This is a genomic window from Salinisphaera dokdonensis CL-ES53 (genome assembly GCF_040361215.1).
GTDB lineage: Bacteria > Pseudomonadota > Gammaproteobacteria > Nevskiales > Salinisphaeraceae > Salinisphaera > Salinisphaera dokdonensis.
Map to the genome: position 1 here is coordinate 298,399 of NZ_APND01000002.1, position 18,195 is coordinate 316,593.

The 18,195-nt window shown below is 64.2% G+C and carries 22 protein-coding genes; 11 read left to right on the forward strand and 11 right to left on the reverse strand.

Annotated elements, in window-relative coordinates; all coding sequences use genetic code 11:
* The first annotated feature begins 92 nt into the window (after positions 1 to 92).
* Positions 93 to 1,175 carry a threonine aldolase family protein gene (locus SADO_RS07275; protein WP_353110511.1) on the forward strand — a complete coding sequence of 361 codons (1,083 nt, stop codon included), beginning with the start codon at positions 93 to 95 and terminating at the stop codon, positions 1,173 to 1,175.
* Positions 1,176 to 1,230: 55 nt separating this feature from the next.
* On the opposite strand, the gene SADO_RS07280 is transcribed toward SADO_RS07275, so the two are convergent.
* A complete protein-coding gene (locus SADO_RS07280) occupies positions 1,231 to 2,124 on the reverse strand; it encodes a dihydrodipicolinate synthase family protein (protein ID WP_353110513.1) in 894 nt (297 codons plus the stop codon).
* Between the two features lie 209 nt (positions 2,125 to 2,333).
* Between SADO_RS07280 and SADO_RS07285 the strand changes: the two genes are divergently transcribed.
* The 8 genes from SADO_RS07285 (at position 2,334) to SADO_RS07320 (ending at position 8,461) form a co-directional block, all read left to right on the forward strand.
* Positions 2,334 to 3,254 carry an AAA family ATPase gene (locus SADO_RS07285; RefSeq protein ID WP_353110965.1) on the forward strand — a complete coding sequence of 307 codons (921 nt, stop codon included), beginning with the start codon at positions 2,334 to 2,336 and terminating at the stop codon, positions 3,252 to 3,254.
* 3 nt (positions 3,255 to 3,257) lie between these two features.
* Positions 3,258 to 4,772 (forward strand): VWA domain-containing protein, encoded by a 1,515-nt coding sequence (locus tag SADO_RS07290; protein WP_353110515.1) that lies wholly within the window; start codon positions 3,258 to 3,260, stop codon positions 4,770 to 4,772.
* 108 nt (positions 4,773 to 4,880) lie between these two features.
* Complete coding sequence (locus SADO_RS07295) at positions 4,881 to 5,276, forward strand: thioredoxin family protein (protein WP_353110516.1); 396 nt, start codon at positions 4,881 to 4,883, stop codon at positions 5,274 to 5,276.
* 27 nt (positions 5,277 to 5,303) lie between these two features.
* On the forward strand, positions 5,304 to 6,029 hold the full coding sequence (locus tag SADO_RS07300) for a cytochrome c biogenesis CcdA family protein (RefSeq protein ID WP_353110518.1): 726 nt from the start codon (positions 5,304 to 5,306) through the stop codon (positions 6,027 to 6,029).
* Between the two features lie 194 nt (positions 6,030 to 6,223).
* Positions 6,224 to 6,787 carry a sigma-70 family RNA polymerase sigma factor gene (locus tag SADO_RS07305; protein WP_353110519.1) on the forward strand — a complete coding sequence of 188 codons (564 nt, stop codon included), beginning with the start codon at positions 6,224 to 6,226 and terminating at the stop codon, positions 6,785 to 6,787.
* Positions 6,784 to 7,419, forward strand: a complete 636-nt coding sequence (locus tag SADO_RS07310) for an NrsF family protein (protein ID WP_353110521.1) — start codon at positions 6,784 to 6,786, stop codon at positions 7,417 to 7,419. Before SADO_RS07305 ends, SADO_RS07310 begins: the two co-directional genes overlap by 4 nt.
* A 92-nt stretch (positions 7,420 to 7,511) precedes the next feature.
* The gene (locus tag SADO_RS07315) at positions 7,512 to 8,249 is read left to right on the forward strand and encodes a lipase family alpha/beta hydrolase (RefSeq protein ID WP_353110522.1); all 738 of its coding nucleotides are present in this window, start codon (positions 7,512 to 7,514) and stop codon (positions 8,247 to 8,249) included.
* A complete protein-coding gene (locus SADO_RS07320; RefSeq protein WP_353110524.1) occupies positions 8,246 to 8,461 on the forward strand; it encodes a TIGR02450 family Trp-rich protein in 216 nt (71 codons plus the stop codon). Before SADO_RS07315 ends, SADO_RS07320 begins: the two co-directional genes overlap by 4 nt.
* A gap of 49 nt (positions 8,462 to 8,510) precedes the next feature.
* On the opposite strand, the gene bla is transcribed toward SADO_RS07320, so the two are convergent.
* Positions 8,511 to 9,404, reverse strand: a complete 894-nt coding sequence (bla, locus tag SADO_RS07325; RefSeq protein WP_353110525.1) for a class A beta-lactamase — start codon at positions 9,402 to 9,404, stop codon at positions 8,511 to 8,513.
* 234 nt (positions 9,405 to 9,638) lie between these two features.
* Here bla and SADO_RS07330 point away from each other — a divergent pair, with 234 nt between their 5' ends.
* Positions 9,639 to 10,811, forward strand: a complete 1,173-nt coding sequence (locus SADO_RS07330) for an acetyl-CoA acetyltransferase (RefSeq protein ID WP_353110526.1) — start codon at positions 9,639 to 9,641, stop codon at positions 10,809 to 10,811.
* A gap of 23 nt (positions 10,812 to 10,834) precedes the next feature.
* Here the strand turns inward: SADO_RS07330 and SADO_RS07335 are convergent, their stop codons facing one another.
* The 3 genes from SADO_RS07335 to SADO_RS07345 form a co-directional block, all read right to left on the reverse strand.
* Positions 10,835 to 11,782 carry an NAD(P)-dependent alcohol dehydrogenase gene (locus SADO_RS07335; protein WP_353110527.1) on the reverse strand — a complete coding sequence of 316 codons (948 nt, stop codon included), beginning with the start codon at positions 11,780 to 11,782 and terminating at the stop codon, positions 10,835 to 10,837.
* A gap of 124 nt (positions 11,783 to 11,906) precedes the next feature.
* Positions 11,907 to 12,500, reverse strand: coding sequence for a glutathione S-transferase family protein (locus SADO_RS07340; protein WP_353110528.1), 594 nt, complete (start codon positions 12,498 to 12,500; stop codon positions 11,907 to 11,909).
* 145 nt (positions 12,501 to 12,645) lie between these two features.
* Positions 12,646 to 13,542 (reverse strand): LysR substrate-binding domain-containing protein, encoded by an 897-nt coding sequence (locus tag SADO_RS07345; protein WP_353110966.1) that lies wholly within the window; start codon positions 13,540 to 13,542, stop codon positions 12,646 to 12,648.
* A 119-nt stretch (positions 13,543 to 13,661) separates the two neighbouring features.
* Here SADO_RS07345 and SADO_RS07350 point away from each other — a divergent pair, with 119 nt between their 5' ends.
* On the forward strand, positions 13,662 to 14,363 hold the full coding sequence (locus SADO_RS07350; protein WP_353110529.1) for an FMN-dependent NADH-azoreductase: 702 nt from the start codon (positions 13,662 to 13,664) through the stop codon (positions 14,361 to 14,363).
* Between the two features lie 129 nt (positions 14,364 to 14,492).
* On the opposite strand, the gene SADO_RS07355 is transcribed toward SADO_RS07350, so the two are convergent.
* The 6 genes from SADO_RS07355 to SADO_RS07380 all read right to left on the reverse strand — a co-directional run bounded on the left by SADO_RS07355 (position 14,493) and on the right by SADO_RS07380 (position 18,184).
* Complete coding sequence (locus tag SADO_RS07355; protein WP_353110530.1) at positions 14,493 to 14,996, reverse strand: hypothetical protein; 504 nt, start codon at positions 14,994 to 14,996, stop codon at positions 14,493 to 14,495.
* 134 nt (positions 14,997 to 15,130) lie between these two features.
* A complete protein-coding gene (locus SADO_RS07360) occupies positions 15,131 to 15,406 on the reverse strand; it encodes a hypothetical protein (RefSeq protein ID WP_353110531.1) in 276 nt (91 codons plus the stop codon).
* A gap of 2 nt (positions 15,407 to 15,408) precedes the next feature.
* On the reverse strand, positions 15,409 to 15,777 hold the full coding sequence (locus SADO_RS07365) for a hypothetical protein (RefSeq protein WP_353110532.1): 369 nt from the start codon (positions 15,775 to 15,777) through the stop codon (positions 15,409 to 15,411).
* A 159-nt stretch (positions 15,778 to 15,936) separates the two neighbouring features.
* Complete coding sequence (locus SADO_RS07370) at positions 15,937 to 16,260, reverse strand: hypothetical protein (RefSeq protein ID WP_353110533.1); 324 nt, start codon at positions 16,258 to 16,260, stop codon at positions 15,937 to 15,939.
* Positions 16,261 to 16,592: 332 nt separating this feature from the next.
* Positions 16,593 to 17,987 carry an amidase gene (locus tag SADO_RS07375; RefSeq protein ID WP_353110534.1) on the reverse strand — a complete coding sequence of 465 codons (1,395 nt, stop codon included), beginning with the start codon at positions 17,985 to 17,987 and terminating at the stop codon, positions 16,593 to 16,595.
* Positions 17,984 to 18,184: a hypothetical protein gene (locus tag SADO_RS07380; protein ID WP_353110535.1), complete on the reverse strand. Its 201-nt coding sequence runs from the start codon at positions 18,182 to 18,184 to the stop codon at positions 17,984 to 17,986. The genes SADO_RS07375 and SADO_RS07380 overlap by 4 nt, the downstream gene beginning before the upstream one ends.
* Positions 18,185 to 18,195: the final 11 nt, after the last annotated feature.

The window sequence follows — 18,195 nt, forward strand, 5'->3', positions numbered from 1 at the left end:
GCCTGAGCCCATCGCGGCCCATCCCGGCTTGCCCACCTCGATCGATCGTCATAGCGTGGCTGGCTTCGACTGCATCGAGATACGCCGCGCCCATGTCCGACTCAGATACTCGCTCCCCATCCTCGCCGGACGTGCCCCGCTTTCTGGCCAGCGACAACACCTCCGGTATCTGCCCGGAAGCGATGGACTATCTCGTGCGCGCCAACCAGAGCGACGATCTGGCCTATGGCAACGACCGCTGGACGGCGCAGGCCAGCGACCGTTTCCGGGAACTGTTCGAGACCGACTGCGAAGTCTTCTTCGTATTCAACGGCACGGCCGCTAACTCGCTGGCCCTGGCCTCGACGTGCCAGTCCTATCACAGCGTGATCTGTCACCAGCTCGCCCATATCGAGACCGACGAATGCGGCGGGCCGGAGTTCTTCTCCAACGGCTCCAAGCTGCTCACCGTCGCCGGCGAGCACGGCCGCGTAACACCCGAGTCCATTGCCACCACCGTGACCCGCCGCGGCGATATCCACTATCCGCGCCCCAAAGCCGTATCGCTGACCCAGGCCACCGAGCTGGGCACGACGTACGGCGTGGACGACCTCCACGCGATCCGCGATGTGGCTGATGAGCACGGCCTGCGTATCCATATGGACGGCGCGCGCTTTGCCAACGCCTGTGCCGGACTCGATGCCGCTCCGGCCGATCTGACCTGGCGCGCCGGCGTCGACGTGCTCTGTTTTTCCGGCACCAAGAACGGGCTGGGTTTTGGCGAGGCAGTGATCTTCTTCGACCGTAAGCTGGCCGAGGACTTCGACTACCGCTGCAAACAGGCCGGGCAACTCGCCTCCAAGATGCGATATCTCGCCGCGCCCTGGCTCGGCCTGCTGGAAACCGGCGCCTGGCTACGCAACGCCCAGCACGCCAATGCCATGGCCCGGCGACTCGCCCAAGGCATCGAGGCGATCGACGGCGTCGAGCTCATGTTTCCCGTGCAGGCGAACAGCGTGTTCCTGGAAATCGCCCCAGACCTGCAACAACAACTGCGCGACAGCCGCTGGACCTTTTATACCTTCATCGGCGAAGGCGGCGCGCGTTTCGTGTGCAGCTGGAACACGACGCCCGAACTCATCGACGATCTGATCGCGGATCTGGCTCGTGTTGCAAGCGAAGCGGCCGCCAGATAAGCGCTAACCCACCCGGGTCAGCAACGCTTTCGCTGCAGACGCGAAGCGAAACTGCTCATTCCAGACCCAGGCGCGCTATCACCTGTGCGACTTCGGCATGAACCTCTGCAGGCAGCGGGAGAATCGGCTGCGGCGGTCGCGCATCCGTAACGCCGATCAGTTGCGCTGCCGCATGGATGACCCGATAGCTGCTGTATCTGCGGAACAACGCCCAGAGCGGCTCGAGTTCGGCGTTCAGCCGGCGGGCCTGTTCGTACTCGCCGGCCTGTACGGCGCGCGCGATACGCATGCAGGGTTCGGGAAACAGACCGGCCGCCACCGAATACCAGGTCGTGCCGCCGGCAATCAGTGCTTCCGTCGCGTGCCAGTCGCCGCTGTAGCCCAGCGAGAAATCCGCTGCCGTCGCGCCCTTGAGCCTGTCGTGAAGTGCGGCCATCTCGTCGGGCGCCGCCGCGGGGTTCTTGGCCGCACGGATATTCGGCACGCGGCTCAAGCGCCCCAATAGCGCCGGGCTGAAAGTCAAGCCGGTCGTGGCAGGATTGTTGTACACGCACAGCGGCAGGTCGGTCGCGGCGGCCACGGTCGTGAAATGCGCGAAGACCTCGTCCTCGAGCAGCGGGATATACGAGACCGGCGCGAGCAGCAGCGCATCCGCACCCGCGGTCCGTGCATCTTGCGCCAGGGCCACCGCATCGTCCGTGCGCAACGCGCCGACACCCACCAGCAACGGCACGCGGCCGCGCGTGATTTCGACCGCTGCCTCGATCGCGAGCCGACGTTCTGCTCGCGCGAGATAAGGATAGGAACCGGTGCTGCCGAGCAGGCCGGTCGAATCCACGCCGGCGTGAACGAGTCTTTCAACGAGACGCTGCAACGCCTCGACATCCACCTCGCCCGCCTCGTTGCAGGGCGTGATCGGAAACGCCGACAGACCGCTAAACAAATTCATGATGCCCTCGGGCGCAAAAATCGGAACCGGCAAACAGCTTAGGCGATCGCGCCGCGGCGTTCAGCGGCGCCGGGCGGGCCGACTGGGGCGGTGACTGAAAGGACGTGCTCAGCCACGCCCGCTATGATGGCGGGTGTTTCAACGCAACCATGTCGTTTTCGATCGGAGCCCAAGTGACCGAGCCTCTCGTACCGAACCCAGCCGAGACCATGGCGTCCGTGGATACCGTGCGCGCCGCGTTGGAACGCCATCGCTATATCGGTTCCAGCCGGATTGCGACCGTGACCTATCTCGCTTATCAGCTGCGCAAGCCGGTACTGGTGGAGGGCCCGCCCGGCGTCGGCAAGACCGAGCTGGCCAAAACCGCGGCGCGCATGCTCGGCCTGCCGCTGATCCGCCTGCAGTGCTACGAAGGGCTGGACGAGGCCAAGGCGCTCTACGAATGGAAATACGGTAAACAGCTGCTCTATATCCAGGTGCTCAAGGAGCAGTTGGACGACGCGCTCGGCGGCGCGAAAGGGCTGCGCCAATCGGTCGAACGGCTGCACGAATACGGCGATATCTTCTTCTCCGAGGAATTCCTCGAACCGCGGCCGCTGTTGAAAGCACTGCGCGAGGCCGAGGGCAGCGTGCTGCTGATCGACGAGATCGACAAGTCGGACGAGGAATTCGAATCCCTGCTGCTGGAGATGCTCTCCGACTACCAGGTAACCATCCCCGAAATCGGCACGATTGCCGCCTCCGGCCAGCCGCCGATCGTGTTCCTGACGTCCAACAACAGCCGCGAAGTCTCGGACGCGCTCAAGCGCCGTTGCCTGCATCTGTACATTCCGTATCCGGACGCGGCGCTGGAACAGCAGATCATCCAGGCCAAGGTGCCGGAGATCACCCTCGAGCTGCGCCGTCAGCTGGTCGCTTTCGTGCAGGCGCTGCGCGAGATGGATCTGCGCAAGGCGCCGGCGATCAGCGAGACCATCGACTGGGCCCGCACGCTGTTGCTGCTGCATATCGACGCGCTCGACGACGGCTGGATACGCGAAACGCTCAACGTGCTGCTCAAGTTCCAGGACGATGTCGAAAGCGTCGAAGCCCAGCTGCCCTATCTAACGCGGCGCGTCGCCGGGATTTAAGCCTTGGAACGCACGCTGGCCAATTTCGTGCGCGCCCTGCGCATGGCGGACGTGCGCGTCTCCACCGCCGAGACGCTGGACGCCTTTCGCGCCGCCGAGATGATCGGCTGGACCGATCGCCAGCGCTTCAAGGACGCGCTCGGCGCGGTCCTGAGCAAAAGCGCCGACGAGCACGCCGCCTTCGACGCCTGCTTCGATCAGTTCTTCCATTTCGACGATTTCGAAAGTGGCGGCGTCACGCAGCCGCTCACGGACGAGCACAACGACGACGCGCCGGAGGCCGCCCACGGCACCCAACCCTCAGGCGACGCCGCCGCGCCCGGCGAAGGCGAGTCGGAAAGCCAGGGCGGCGGCGGTGGCAACAATCGTGACGATAACGGCGATGCCACAGAGGCTGCAGCCAGCGCCAATCCGCCGGTGCCGACGAGCAGTAGATCGGAGGCCGTAAGCGATCCCGCCTCGCCGCTCGGCCGCATGCTCATGGCTGACGATCGCACGGCGCTGTCGATGGCGATCTCGCGGGCGGCCCGCGACAACCAGTTGGAAAACATCAAGGTCTTCACCCAGCAAGGCCTGTACACGCGCCGCATCATGGACGACATGGGCCGGGCCGAACTGGTGGACGAGATCACTACCCTCGAAAGCTCATCGACCGCGCCCGACCAACGCCTGGCCGGCGAACTGCGCCAACGCCACGATCGTCTGCGCGCGCAGATCCGCGACCATGTCGAGAGCCAGTTCCTGCTGCATGCCGACGCCCAAGGCGAGCGCCTGCGCGAGGACATGCTGCGCACGGCCCGACTCGCCAACGTCTCGCGCCGCAACGACCCGCTCATGCGCCGTGCGATCGAACGCATGGCCCGACAACTCGTCGCCGCGCATTCCCGCAAGCGGCGCGTGACCAAACGCGGGCGCCTCGACGTCCCACGCATGATCCGCAAGAACATGCGCCACGACGCCCACATGGTCGAACTCGCCTGGCAGTCGAAACGTATCGACAAGCCCAAGGTGTTCGCAATCTGCGACGTCTCCGGCTCGGTCGCGCTCTATGCGCGCTTCATGCTCATGTTTCTCTACAGCCTCAAGGACGTACTGCCGCAGGTGCGCGCCTTCGCCTTCTGCTCGGACCTGGCCGAAGTGACCGACCTGTTCAAGCAGCACGACCTGGACGAGGCGATCCGCCGCACGCTCGCCGAGCACGGCCAGGGCAGCAGCGACTACGGCCATGCGCTGGCCGACTTCGAACGGCTAGCGCTGAGCGATATCGACCGGCGTACGACGGTGCTCATCCTCGGCGACGCCCGCAACAACGAAGGCAATCCGCGCACCGACCTGCTGCGCAAGATCTTCGAACGCAGCCGCCGCGTGATCTGGCTCAACCCCGAACCCAGGGTGAGCTGGGACACCGGCGACTCGGTGATGGGCCGCTACCGCGCCCACTGTCATCAGACCAAGGAATGTGGCTCCCTCGTGCAGCTCGAACGTATCGTATCCGACCTGCTGCGCGCCGTGACCTGAGCACCTGGTGCCGACAACCAGCGCGGCCCCGCGGATTTTTATTCCCCCGGATGTAACCTTTTGATGCCCTGCTGCGAATGAACAGTCTCCATCTTCTGGAGACACACGATGCGTTCATCCCTTCTTGCCGCCGCCCTCGTTCTTGCCACCGTCGTTGCCGGCCCCGCATTCGCCAGCGAACGCGGCCAGCCCTACAGTGATGCCGACTTCAAGGCGGCGCAGAAAAACGGCGAGCCGATTCTCGTGGACGTGACCGCCAGCTGGTGCCCGACCTGCAAGCGCCAGGGCGAAGTGCTCAGTGGCCTGTTCGAACAGGGCCGCTTCGAGGATCTCACCGTGTTCGAAGTGAACTACGACGATCAGAAAGAGGCCGTGCGCGCCTTCCGCGCACCGCGCCAGAGCACCCTGGTCGTCTATCGCGGCGAAGAGGAAACCGGCCGCGCCGTGGCGATCACCACCGAAGACGATATCGCCGAGCTGATCGAAACCGCCTACAGCGAATAATCCGGTCCACGCCAGAAAGGACTCTGCATGGGAGCTGAAAGCTATGTGCTCGGGTTTTTCGCCGGCACGCTGTCGATCCTCTCGCCGTGTGTCCTGCCGCTGCTGCCGATCGTGTTCGGCGCCGCGGCGGGCAAGCACCGGCTTGGTCCGGTGGCGCTCGCGGCGGGTCTGACCCTGTCCTTCGTCGCCGTCGGGCTGTTCGTGGCGACCATCGGCTTCGCGATCGGGCTAGACGGACAGCTGATCCGTCAGGCCGGCGGACTGATTCTGGCCGTCGTCGGCCTGGTATTGCTGGTGCCCGTGTTCAGCACCCGGGTCGCGGCCGCCGCCGGACCGGTGAGCGCCTGGATGGACGAGCGCTTTGGCGCCGTGGGCAACCGCGAGGGCTGGGGCGCGCAGTTTGCGATGGGGCTCGTGCTCGGCGCGATCTGGAGCCCCTGCGTAGGCCCGACGCTGGGCGCCGCGAGCCTGCTCGCCGCACAGGGCGAAAATCTCGGCCAGGTCGCGCTGGTGATGACGGCCTTCGGGCTCGGCGCGGGCCTGCCACTCGCCCTGATCGGCATGGCATCGCGCGAGGCGCTCGCACGCTGGCGCGGCCGCCTGCTGCAGGCCGGCTCGGCGGGCAAGATGGCGCTCGGCGCGATCCTGCTCATCGTGGGCGTCATGGTCTTCAGCGGCGTCGACAAGATGGTCGAAACCTGGCTGGTTCAGGCCTCCCCCGCCTGGCTGACATGGCTGACCACCTCGCTCTGACGTTCGTGCCCCCGTGGCTGTTTGCTGAGCCGGCCGCAGACCTGCGGCCGGCGGCATCGACCTATCGCGCCCGTTCGTATGCTGGTGGTAACGGCTCGTTCGCTTTAACGTCGGCGGCCAGACGTCGAACCGTCGCCGTCGAAGGCACGCCGGCAGACCGGCCGGCGTTGCCGCGCGAACGGGGGCCTGTAGACATGATCAGCGACGAAGGCAAGCTCAAGACGCTCATGCTGCGCAGCCTCGACGGCGACGCGGCGGCCTATCGTCTGTTGCTCGAATCGATGCAGACCCTGCTGCAGCGTTTCTTCGCACGGCGTCTCGGCGGCGATCTGGCACGCGTAGAGGATCTGGTGCAGGACACCCTGCTCGCCATTCATGACAAGCGCGCGACCTTCGATCCCGCGCAGCGCTTTACCGCCTGGGCCTATGCGCTGGCCCGCTACAAGCTGATCGACCACTACCGCCGCCACCGCGTACGCCGCCACGAGCCGCTCGACGACGAGCGCGACCTGTTCGCCGCCGACACCACGGATACGGCCCAGGCCGCGACCATCGCGCAGGCCGACCTCGCCCGCCTGCTGTCCCGGCTGCCACAACGCCAGGCCCGCGCCATCGCGCTGACCAAGCTCGACGGCCTGACCGCCGCCGAAGCCGCGCACCGCCTCGGCGCAAGCGAGGGCGCGATCAAGGTCAGCGTGCATCGCGGGCTGAAAGCCCTGCGAGCCTATCTCGGACCGGATCCGGAGCTGCGCAAATGAATGAACTCATCGACCGTCTGAGTGCGGATCTCGCACCCGCGAAACCACGAGCCGCCACCCGACGCATCGCACCGGCGCTGGCCGGCGGCATGCTCGCCTCGCTCGTGCTGCTGTGGCTGACCTTCGGCCCGCGTGCGGATATCGCCGCGGCCTTGGCCAGCCCGGATTTCTGGATCAAGCTCGGCTTCAACCTCGGCCTCGCCGCACTGGCCGTGCCGATGGTCTGCCGGCTTGCCGTGCCCGGCCGCAGCGCAGGCCGTTGGCGTTATCTCGGCGCGGCGTGGGCGTTGGCGCTTGTCGCGGCCGGCGCGATGCAGCTGCTCCTGGCCGATTCCTCTGCGCGTGCCGGGCTCTGGCTGGGCCATTCCTGGCTGCAGTGCCCGTTCGACGTGGCGCTGTTCTCGCTGCCGGTATTCGCCTGCGTGCTTTGGGCGGTTCGCCGGCTGGCGCCGACGCATCTGGGCTATGCCGGGCTTGCGATCGGCCTGTTGTCCGGCGCGGCCGGCGCCAGCGTGTATTCACTCGCCTGCCCCGAGAGCAGCATCGCGTTTCTGGCGACGTGGTATCTCGCCGGCATCGCGCTGGTGGGCACGCTGGGCTGGCTGCTCGGGCCGCGCCTGTTGCGCTGGTGATCAGCTTGGAATCGCGCCGCGCGGCGCACGGGTTTCGCGCCATGCGCTAGATTGGCGTTCTGCTGCACGCCCATTCTTTTGCAAACGTCCTTATGAACACCACCGAATTCCAGCGCCGTTACGGCACCGGCATGACGCCGCCCGCGCGCCGCCTGTTCGTCAGCGAACTGCTCACGCCGGCGCGCCTGCTGCTCGACCCGAATCAATGGCGGCGCCTGCCGCGCGACGTGGACGGCGGCGGCCAGCCGGTGATGCTGCTGCCCGGCTTCGGCGCCGGGCCGGGTTCCATGTGGATGATCCGCCGCTACCTGCGCCAATGCGGTTTCCGAACGTGGGACTGGGGCCAGGGCAAGAACCGCGGCGACGTGCAGGCGCTCTCGCCCAAGGTGGTCCAGCGGCTGCAAACGCTCGTGGAACGCGTCGGCGAGCCCTTCGCACTGGTGGGCTGGAGCCTGGGCGGCTATATCGCGCGTGAGATCGCCCGCGAATGTCCGTCGCTCGTCAGCCGCGTCGTGACTATCGGCAGCCCTGTCGTCGGCGGGCCGAAATACACCACCGTGGCGCGCGTGTATGAAAAACGCGGCCTGGCGATGGACGATGTCGAAGCCGCCACGCTGGAACGCTATGCCAACCCGCTGCAGCGGCCGGTACGCGCGCTGTATAGCGAGTCCGACGGCGTGGTCGCCTGGCAGGCCTGCATCGACCGCTTCAGCGACAACGTCGAACATATCCGCGTCGGCGGCACGCATCTCGGGCTGGGCTTTTCCAAACAGGTGCTGCGCCGCCTGCCCGCGCTGCTCAAGGACGACACGCAGCCGGAACGCGCATGAACGCCATCAACCCCGACAAGCTGCACCACAGCAAGTGGACCGCGGTGGCACCGACGCACAAGGAAAAGCACTTCCTCGTTACAAAGCTGCTGCGCGACGAGGACGACAACGTCACCGATGTGATCCTCGAAGCCGTGCTCACGAAACGCGAGCGCACCCTGCCGTGGCGCGCGCTCAAGGACGACGACACCTGGCAGACCGGCTGGCAGTGACGGGCTAGAGCCACGGTCGCAGCAGCCGGGCGCGTCCCTGTGCTGCGGTTCAACCCGCCACGTGCCACCGAGCGACCGCGCGCCCCACGTCCGCCAGCACGCGATCGCGCTGTGTCTTCGTAGCCTCGGAGCCCGAGTAGTAAGCCGTCACCAACAGCGGCCCGCCCACGCCCGGATGGATCATCGCAATGTCGTTGGCCGTGTTGTCGCCGCCGGAACCCGTCTTGTCGCCGATACGCCAGGTGTCGGGCAGACCGGCCCGCAGCCGATGGTCGCCCGTCTCGTTGGCGCGCATCCAGGCGACGAGCTGGCGCTGCGATGCTGCACTGAGCACGTCGCCCAGCAGCATGCGCTGCATCAGATCGAGCATGGCGCGGGGCGAGGTGGTGTCGTGCACGCGGTCCGGGGCGTATTCGTTGAGGGCGGTTTCGTAGCGGTCCGAGCGGGTGACGTCGTCCCCCAATGAGCGCAGAAAAGCCGTCAACGCGGCCGGGCCACCCACGCTCGCGAGCATCAGATTCGCGGCCGTGTTGTCGCTCAGCGTGAGGCCCGCACGGCAGATCGCGCCCAGCATCATGCCGGTGTCCACATGGCGCTCGGTTTCGGGCGAATAGGTCACCAGATCGGCCGCGGCGTAGTCGATATGCCGGTCGAGCGATTCGCGGCCGGCATCGACGCGCGACAGAATCATCGCCGCAGCCGGGAGCTTCACCGTGCTGCAGAGCAGAAATCGCTCGTCGCCCCGATGGGCCGCCATGCGCCCACTCGCCGTATCGCGAACCGCCACGCCCAGGCGCCCACCGTGTCGCGCTTCGAGATCGCGTATCGCGGCCGTGAAATCATCGGCACCATTGGCCCCCTTGGCAAGAACGGCCGGTACGCCAATCATCGACAACGCCGCACCGGACGCCAACTGCTTCAATACTCGGCGGCGCGTGGGCATGGCGAAACATCACGAATAGACTGCGGCACAGCAGCTTAGCGCTTGTGGCCAGGCCATCGCGAGCAGGCCTCGAACAACAGTAACGCACGGTCTACTCTGGCTGCCGGCTATCGTGTGCGTGGTTGCTTGATCGCGCCGCTACTCGTACAACAGAACGGATACGCGCCTCGCGTTTTTTTAGACCGCGCACTTTCGCGCCCTTCGGCGTTGAACCATTACACCAAGAGAGACAGCATGGATCAGGGCATTTCGATCGTCGGCAGTGGCCACACAAAGTTCGGCCGGCTGGAACAGAACCTCGAGACGCTGATCGTCGAGGCCACGCGCGAAGCGGTAGAGGAAGCCGGCATCGCGCCAGGGGATATCGACGCGGTCTTTCTCGGCCACTTCAACTCCGGCATGGTCACCGACGGCTTTGCCGCCTCGCTGATCCATCAGGCCTATCCGGAACTGCGCTTCAAGCCGGCCTCGCGCGCGGAAAACGCCTGTGCATCCGGCTCGGCCGCGATCCACGCGGGCATGAACACGATCCTCGCCGGCAAGGCCAAGACCGTACTCGTGGTGGGTGCGGAGAAGATGACCCATCGCTCCACCGCCGACGTGACCGGCGCGCTGGCCGGTGCGGGCTACCAGAACGACGAGAACGAGAAGAAACTGAGCTTCCCGCAGGTATTCGGCGTGGCCGCGCAGCAGTACACCGACCGCTACGGCAGCCCGCTCGACGCCATGGCGCATATCGCGGCCAAGAACCACCAGAACGCAATGCGCAATCCGTTGGCGCATATGCAGAAGGCATTCTCGTTCGAGGCCTGCAGCCAAGTCAGCGACAAGAACCCGGAGATCGCCCCGCCGCTGCGCCTGACCGACTGCTCGCTGGTCACCGACGGCGCCGCCGCGATCGTGCTGACCACCGATGACAACGCCGCCAGCTTCGCGAAGGCCGCCCGCTTCCGCTCGGCCGTCCATGTCAGCGATCGACTGCCCATGGCGAGCCGCGATTTCGTCGCCTTCGAAGGCCCGGAGCGCGCCTTCGGCATGGCCCTGGAACAGGCCGGCGTGGCGCTCGACGATATCGACTTCGCCGAAGTCCACGACTGCTTCACCATCGCCGAACTGCTGACCTACGAAGCCATGGGCATCGCGCCCAAGGGCCAGGGCATGCGCGCAATCGAAGACGGCAGCGTCTATCGCGACGGCCGCCTGCCGGTGAATCTCTCCGGCGGTCTCAAGGCCAAGGGCCATCCTGTGGGCGCGACCGGCGTATCCATGCACGCCATCTCCTACCGCCAGCTCACCGGCCAGGCGGGCGAGCTGCAGCTACCCGAGACCCAGCTCGGCCTGATCTTCAACATGGGCGGCGCGGCCGTGGCCAACTATGTGTCGGTGCTGGAAACGCAGCAGGCCTGATCTGATCTCAGGCCCGCAGCAGGCTAAGCGCCAGCCACCTCGATCACGATCTTGCCGCGGGCGCGGCCGGTGCGGCTGCGATCATAGGCCTGCTGGGTTTCGGCGAGGCCGAAGGTGCTGTCGATGACCGAACACACCGCGCCCGCCGCCATCCAGTGGCCGATCGTTTCCAGGTCTGCCGTCCACGACTCGACGCGAATCAGCGATGCATTGCGCCGACGCGCGAGCAGCGTGCCGGCCATGCCCCGCGCGTGGCCCATGGTGGAAACGAAATAGCCATCGGGCGCCAGCAGCGCGGCACAACTGGCCGGCGTCTCGAACGAGGTCACGTCAAACACCAGATCGAAGGCGCGGGCATGCGGGCCTTTGGGCTGGCGATAGTCGCCCGCCGTGTAATCGATCACCGCATCCGCGCCGAGCGATCGCACCAGATCGATATTGCGCGTGCTGCATACGCCGGTGACGTGGCAGCCCAACTGCTTCGCGATCTGAACCGCATAGGTGCCTACACCACCGGACGCGCCGATAATCAGTACCGAAGAGCCCCCCTTGCGTAGCGCCTGCAACGCCGTTTGCCCGGCAAGCGGCACCGCCGCCGCCTCGGCAAAGGTCGCGTTTGCCGGCATGTGTGCGATGCGCCGCTGATCGATCACCGCATATTCGGCCAGCGACGCGGTGCGCAGGCGCATATCCATGCCATACACCCGATCGCCCACTTCGAAGCCGTCGACGTTCGCTCCGACTTCGACGACCTCCCCGGACAGGTCATCGCCAAACAACGGCGGCACGAAGCGCCGCCCGACCGGCGGCGCGGCCCGCGCCAGCGAGAGATTGAGTTTCCAGTCCTTCGGATTGACCGACGCCGCGTGGACTTTCACCAGCACATCGTTCCTGCCCGGCGATGGCTTGGCGCGCTCGCCAACGGCCAGTCGTACAACGGGACCAAAGCCCTTGGGGATGATTGCTTTCATGGTCGTCGGATGATGAATCGGCCGAGCGATCTATCGTACCCCGGCACGCGCTGTACGCTTCGCTAAAAGCCGCCCTGAGCCAGCAGCGACATTCGGCAGAACCGCGGCGCCGGCCTCAGCCGTACTACTGCGCCGGCGCCAGGCCGAGTTCGCGCTCACAGCGCGCCACCCAGGCCCGAGCCGCAGGAAATGCCGCCAGGTCGAAACCGCCCTCATGGGCAAGACGCGTATAGGCGAGCAATGCAATGTCGGCGAGCGTGATTTCGGCACCGCCCGCGAGCCAGTCGTGCATCTCCAACGTCTGCGCCATATGGGCCAGCGCGCGGTTGCCCTTGTCCATCAGCGCGGGGTCGATCTCATCGTCCGCGCGGCCGAGATAGTGCTTCTGAAAGCGACGAACCGCGATAGCCGGCTCGTGCGAATACTGCTCCCAGAACAGCCACTCGAACATGCGCGCTCGTTGGTAGGGATCGGCCGGCACCAGCGCGCTGTCCTGAGCGAAGTGAACGATGATCGCATTGGACTGGGCCAGCGTGCGGCCGTCATCGAACTCGACTACCGGCACTTGACCGAAGCCATTGAGCGCCAGGAATGCATCGGTACGCGTCTCACCCTTCAGGATGTCGACATCGACCCATTCATGCGCCAGCCCAAGCCGTTCGGCGACCCATTTCACCTTGAGACAGTTGCCGGACATGGTGTCGCCGTAAATACGCATGGTTGCCGCCGCCTAAACAATGGCCAAGCCGGGGAACATAGCACTAAGGCCGGATTTATCTTTTGGAGCCACCAGCGCTACATGCACGAGGCATTCAAATGCACGACTCGAGACCTGACGCCACTCGCCTGCCATTCGGCTCCGGTCACGAAGTCGCCCCTTGCGATACCGCCATCACCCACGTCCTGACGGCTGAAAGGGTCGAATCGTGCCGACGGTTCTCCGGGTACGCCAGAAAGAACGCGCGGTCTTCCAGTTCGGGGCCGAAAGGTTGTACCAGGCGCCCGTCTGCCAACTCGTCCTCGATGAGCTGGCGATTCATCAGTATCACGCCCTGGCCGCTTACGGCCGCTGCAATGGCGTGGTTTTCGTCCGAGAACGCCAGCCCTGCGCCGGTGTTAAACCCCGTCATCTCAGCTTGCTTCTGATATCCGGGCCAGTCCATAGGCGATATCAAAACACCCTGGGGCCGAAAGTGAATCAGCGGATAGGCGGCCGCATCCTCACCCAGGCGCTGGGCAAGGCCTGGGCTACAGGCCGGGATCAGCGTGGTATCGAACAGCTTGTCGGCGATCAGCCCCGGCCAGCGGCCATCGCCGTGGCGAATGGCCATGTCCGCCGTCAAGCCATCCAGTGACACAGGCTCGTGGGTGGCATGAATGCGCAGATCGATATCCGGATTGGACTCACGCAGCCTGTAAATCCAGGGCAGTAGCCAGCGTACGGCGACCACCGGGGTGGTCGTCAGTGTCAGCGCCTGGCGCTCGGGGGCTGCGCTCAGCCGTTCGATGGTGTCGCTGATGGCGCCGAAGGACGATTCCAACACCTGCTGAAGCTCCCGCCCGCGCGGGGTCAACTCGAGCTGTCTCGGCTTACGCACGAACAGCGTCATGCCCAGCGCTCCTTCCAGCCCGCGAACCTGATGACTGATCGCCGTCGCGGTGACCGAGAGTTCCAGCGCCGCCTGCTTGGCGCTTTCATGCCGGGCCGCAGCTTCAAAGGCCCGGAGGGCCGAAAGCGAAGGCAGGCGGCGCTTTTTCATGGATGAATTCATCTCATCTGTTCGCACGCAAAACGATCGTTTGTTCGGCTCACGAGCGCCGCCTATGCTGAATTCGCCCTCAATCATAGATGAACTCAATTCAGAATTGGAGCCCACTCATGTCAAACATTCTGCATATGGATGCCAGCGCCCGACCCGGTCTGGCCGGTACCGATCACCACGGTTCTTACAGCCGCTATTTGTCCCACCGGTTTGTCAGCCGGTGGCAGTCCCACCGGCCACAAGACGCCGTCGTCTACCGCGATCTAGGGCAACGCCCGCCCTCTTTCATCAATCACGACTGGGTGGCGTCGGCCTTCACGCCAGACGAGCGCCGTGAGCCCTGGATGAAAGCCGCACTGGCCGAAAGCGACGAGTTGGTCGATGAGTTGATTGCCGCGGATATCGTGGTGATTGGCACGCCGCTCTATAACTTCGGCATGCCCGCGCCGCTCAAGACGTGGGTCGACCAGGTCGTGAGGATTGGCCGCACGGTCGATATCGACGACACCGATCCATTCAACCCTTATATCGCCAAACTCGCCGACCGCGAACGCCATGTGGTCGTACCCGCGGCGCGCGGGGGCGTGAACATGGCCTCAGGCGAAGCGATGGCGCATATGAACTATCTGGAAGCACACCTGGCCACGGCGTTTGAGTTTATCGGTATTACCCGTATTCACACCGTCGCCATCGAGGGGCAGGAAGCCGGCGGCGAGGTGCTGGCGAAGTCGATCGCAGACGCAACGCGAAAGGTCGAGCAACTTGTAGACGAACTACACGTGGCGGCGAATGCAGTACCGATTAATGAATCGGCGTAAAAGCGATAATCCGGCTTCCAGTGTTTGGGGGCCGGATTTTTCGTTTGCGAAAGACGACCGGGCTCTGCGTGGCTGAGGGTGTTGATGCACAACGCGAGACCTGACCCCGGCGCCTCGCACCGCCGCCGATCAGTTTCTGCGTCTTATAGCATCCATATCACTCTGATAATACTGGTGGTCTGCGCAAGTTTTATTAAATTCCTCTACGTTGGCCTGGTGCACCGAAACCTGCTGGTTGATTGGCCGTAGACGGGCATTGTATTCCTTCACCAGTTCCCGGTGCTTTTCAATAAGTCTATTGAAATTATCCACTGAGTATTGGCTATATCTGTCTACTAATGGCTCACGTTGCTGTATTAAGGATTCGAGTTGTTCAATTTCTTGCGCCTTTGCGTGCACTGAAGCTTCCAGGTTATCCAGATGCTGTGAACCGGCATTGATCTTGTTCTGTTGCGAGAGGCATTCTCGAAGCTCCTGCCGAGATAGTATTGGTCCAGAGTAATTCGACCCTTTACTGAGGCCGTTGTGTGGCAGATAAATTCTGCGACGGCGCCGCGCAATTGCGTTAGGAGTCGCCAAGAGTCCAAGCCCAGCAAGCACTCCGATAAGCAAAGTTCTACGATTGTGGTTCATACTCTTCTCGCATCTGCCGCTGACGCCAAAGGCATAAGCTCAGTTGCGGCCGGAGCGGCCGCGGGAGGCCGGAGGAAACGCGAAGCGCGGGAGAGCTTTGGGCGGTCAACTGCAATGGGTTGTTGGGTATCAGCCTATTCACCGCTAATCGAGCTACCAATACCGACAAGAACTGTGGCGGCGATGCCGCCGCCATAATTCAGAATAAGCGGAAACCAATTATCCCAAGCAAAGCCCGCATACAGTGGTGCTGCTAGGAATGTGACAGGGGTTATAAATAAGCTAACCACTAGCCCCCAGAAACCAGCCACATCTGAAATGATGCCCAGGCAGAGAAAGAAACCCCACAATCCAGAAATAGCAAAGACGGCGAAACCTACAGCCTTAATGACCCCCCCGATGGCTTGCATACTTACTCCCCTTTTGAATTGTTATCGCCGAAATGGTGCTTGGACCAATCCGGATGGACATAGACATCATCTCCATCTTCGAGTCGATAGGCATCGATATGGCCGGCGTCCGCATATTCCATAAATCGTTGCCAAAACCCTAGCTTCGCTGTTTCTCGATAAGATTCGATGCCATATTTACTTCTAATTTCTGCATTTAAAGCAGATACTGTCACGCACTCGCCGACTTTGATATTTCGCTCAAAAACTTCGTCGGCAAAGTCAGACCCTTGTTGCAAAATTCTAGAGTGCCTATCTTTAGCTTTACTTTGAAATTCGGAAAATCGCTCTTCGTTAGTTTTGAGCCCAAGTATCGCTTTCAAGATTCCCATAACAGCCCCTTACTTTATGCCTGATTGCCTTGCTACCAATCGTCAGCGTTAACACTACTCAACGCCTAAGCTCAGTTGCCAACGGAGCAGGTGAAGCCTGAGAACGGAAACGGAAAACACATTCGGGGTCAGGTCTGGCATTGTGCATCAACCTCCGCGTCACCACTCCGGAATCCCCCGCTCGCTCAGCACCACGCGATTCCCCGCCGCATCAAACCGCGTCAGTTCCTGTCGTCCACCCCGGCAACGCACGTAAGTGGAATTGATCACGCCGTGCGACTCGGCGAGGCAGTCTTCCTTGGCTGGTGGTGCGACGGTGATCCACTGCGGCTGGCTGTCGCGTAGCGGCTGGGTTGCGGCCTGGCCGACGCCGGCGCCGAAGCTGCCGAACACGCGGCCGACGGTATTTGCGACACCGTCCGCATAGGCGCAGGTCGCCGTGCTGGCGAAGATCGCCAACCCGAACAGGATTCGGTTGATCAAGATTGTCCCCTCGCATCGCACGCGGATGCGTGCGCCCCTCTTTTGTCTGGCTGCGCCATGCAGGCAGCCCATTTTTTCCGAACATTGCATGAACGGGCGGGCGAGAAAAGACCTGGCGACGAGGATAGACTCAGATATTGGTCTTAGCCGCGGCGCGAGACAAAGTAGGCCAATGACTTCGGGATTGACGCGTCGAGCGGCCTTTGTCGATATTCTCAGCCGCGGCGCTGACTTACGGGGGCGTTTTGCGCACAACCGGCGCGGCTTGTGGCGCAGCGGAACCCCGGCCGGCGGCCGGTGTTTCCGCTTTGTTTACAGCGCTTCTGTCGGCGTCAGATATCCGGCCGACGCTGATGCCATTCCGTGGCGGATTCATAGGCCGCGCCCAGGCGCAGAATCGTCGCCTCGTCGAACGGCCGCCCTATTGCCTGAAAGCCAACCGGCAAGCCTTCGGACGAGAAACCGCAGGGCACGCTCAAGGCCGGCAGGCCGGTGACGTTGCCCGGCAGGGCGAAGCGGGTGTAGGCAGAGATGAGCGGTTCTTCGCTGCCGTCGGGCCAGGTAATCGATTCGGTGCCGGCGGTAACGGCCGTGGCCGCGATGGTGGGCGCGACGATGACGTCTACCTTGTCATAGAGCTTGCGGAATTCCTGCTGCAGCAGATTGCGTACGCGCTGGGCGCGGATATAGGTAGTGGCGGGTACGAATTCGCCAGCTTCGAGCATGACGCGTACGTCATCGTTATAGAGATGGGCGCTGTCGCGCAGCATCTGGCGGTGGTAGTCGCTGGCTTCCGGCAGCAGGATCGCGAACTCGACGGCGACGATCTGTTCCGGCATGGGCAGCGCGACGTCGACCAGTTCGGCGCCGAGCGCCTGCAGCTGTTCGTAGGCCTGGCGAACGGCGGCTTCCACTTCCGGATCCAGCTGGTCGAAGAAGTAGTTGGTCGGCACGCCAACGCGCAGGCCCTTGATGCCGTCGTGCAGGCCGGCCGAATAATCCGGCACAGGTTCGTCCCCCGAGCCGGGGTCACGCGGGTCGTGACCGGCGAGTACCTGCAGGCAGGTGGCGGCATCCTCGACGGTGCGCGTGAGCGGGCCGGCATGGTCCAGCCCCCAGGACAGCGAGGTGATGCCCGCGCGGCTGACGCGACCGAAGGTGGGCTTGAGGCCGACCGTGCCGCACAGGCCGGCGGGGATACGGATCGAGCCGCCGGTGTCCGAGCCCATCGCCATGAAGGCGCCGGACGAGGCCACCGTGGCGCCGGAGCCGCCGCTGGAGCCGCCGGGCGTGCGCTCGGTATCCCAGGGGTTGCGCGTGGTGGGCGTGACGATGCCGTAGGCGAATTCGTGGGTATGGGTCTTGCCGAGGACGATGGCGCCGGCGGCCTTGAGCCGTTCGGCGGCGGCGCTGTCGGCGTTCGGCGTCCAGTTCTCGCGCACGCGCGATGACGCCGTGGTGGGCACGTGGGCCAGATCGTAGAGATCCTTCAGCGCGACGGGCACGCCGTGCATCGGGCCTTTCCATTGGCCGGCGGCGATTTCCTTTTCGGCCTGTTTGGCCGCGGCGCGGGCCTCGTCGGCCAGCACACGCACATAGGCGTTGAGCTTAGGTTCCGTGGCTTCGATACGCGCGAGGCAGGCGTCGACCGCGTCGACGGGCGAGATGTCGCCGGCCTTGATCCTGCGCCCGAGTTCGGTCGCCGACAGGGAGAGTATGTCGTTCATTTGTTGTCTCCCCAGCGGGCGTCGAAGGAGTGCAGCGGCGCGGTTTCGTCGACTTCCACGTCGTACAGCACGTCGAACTGCTGCAACAGACCGTCGAGCGCGGGCATTAGAACAGCGCGGCGCTCGGGCGAGAGATCGAGCCCCACGGACTCGCTGAGGGTGGTCAATCGGGCGTCGTCCAGAGGCGGTCGCGACATGCTTTTCTCCA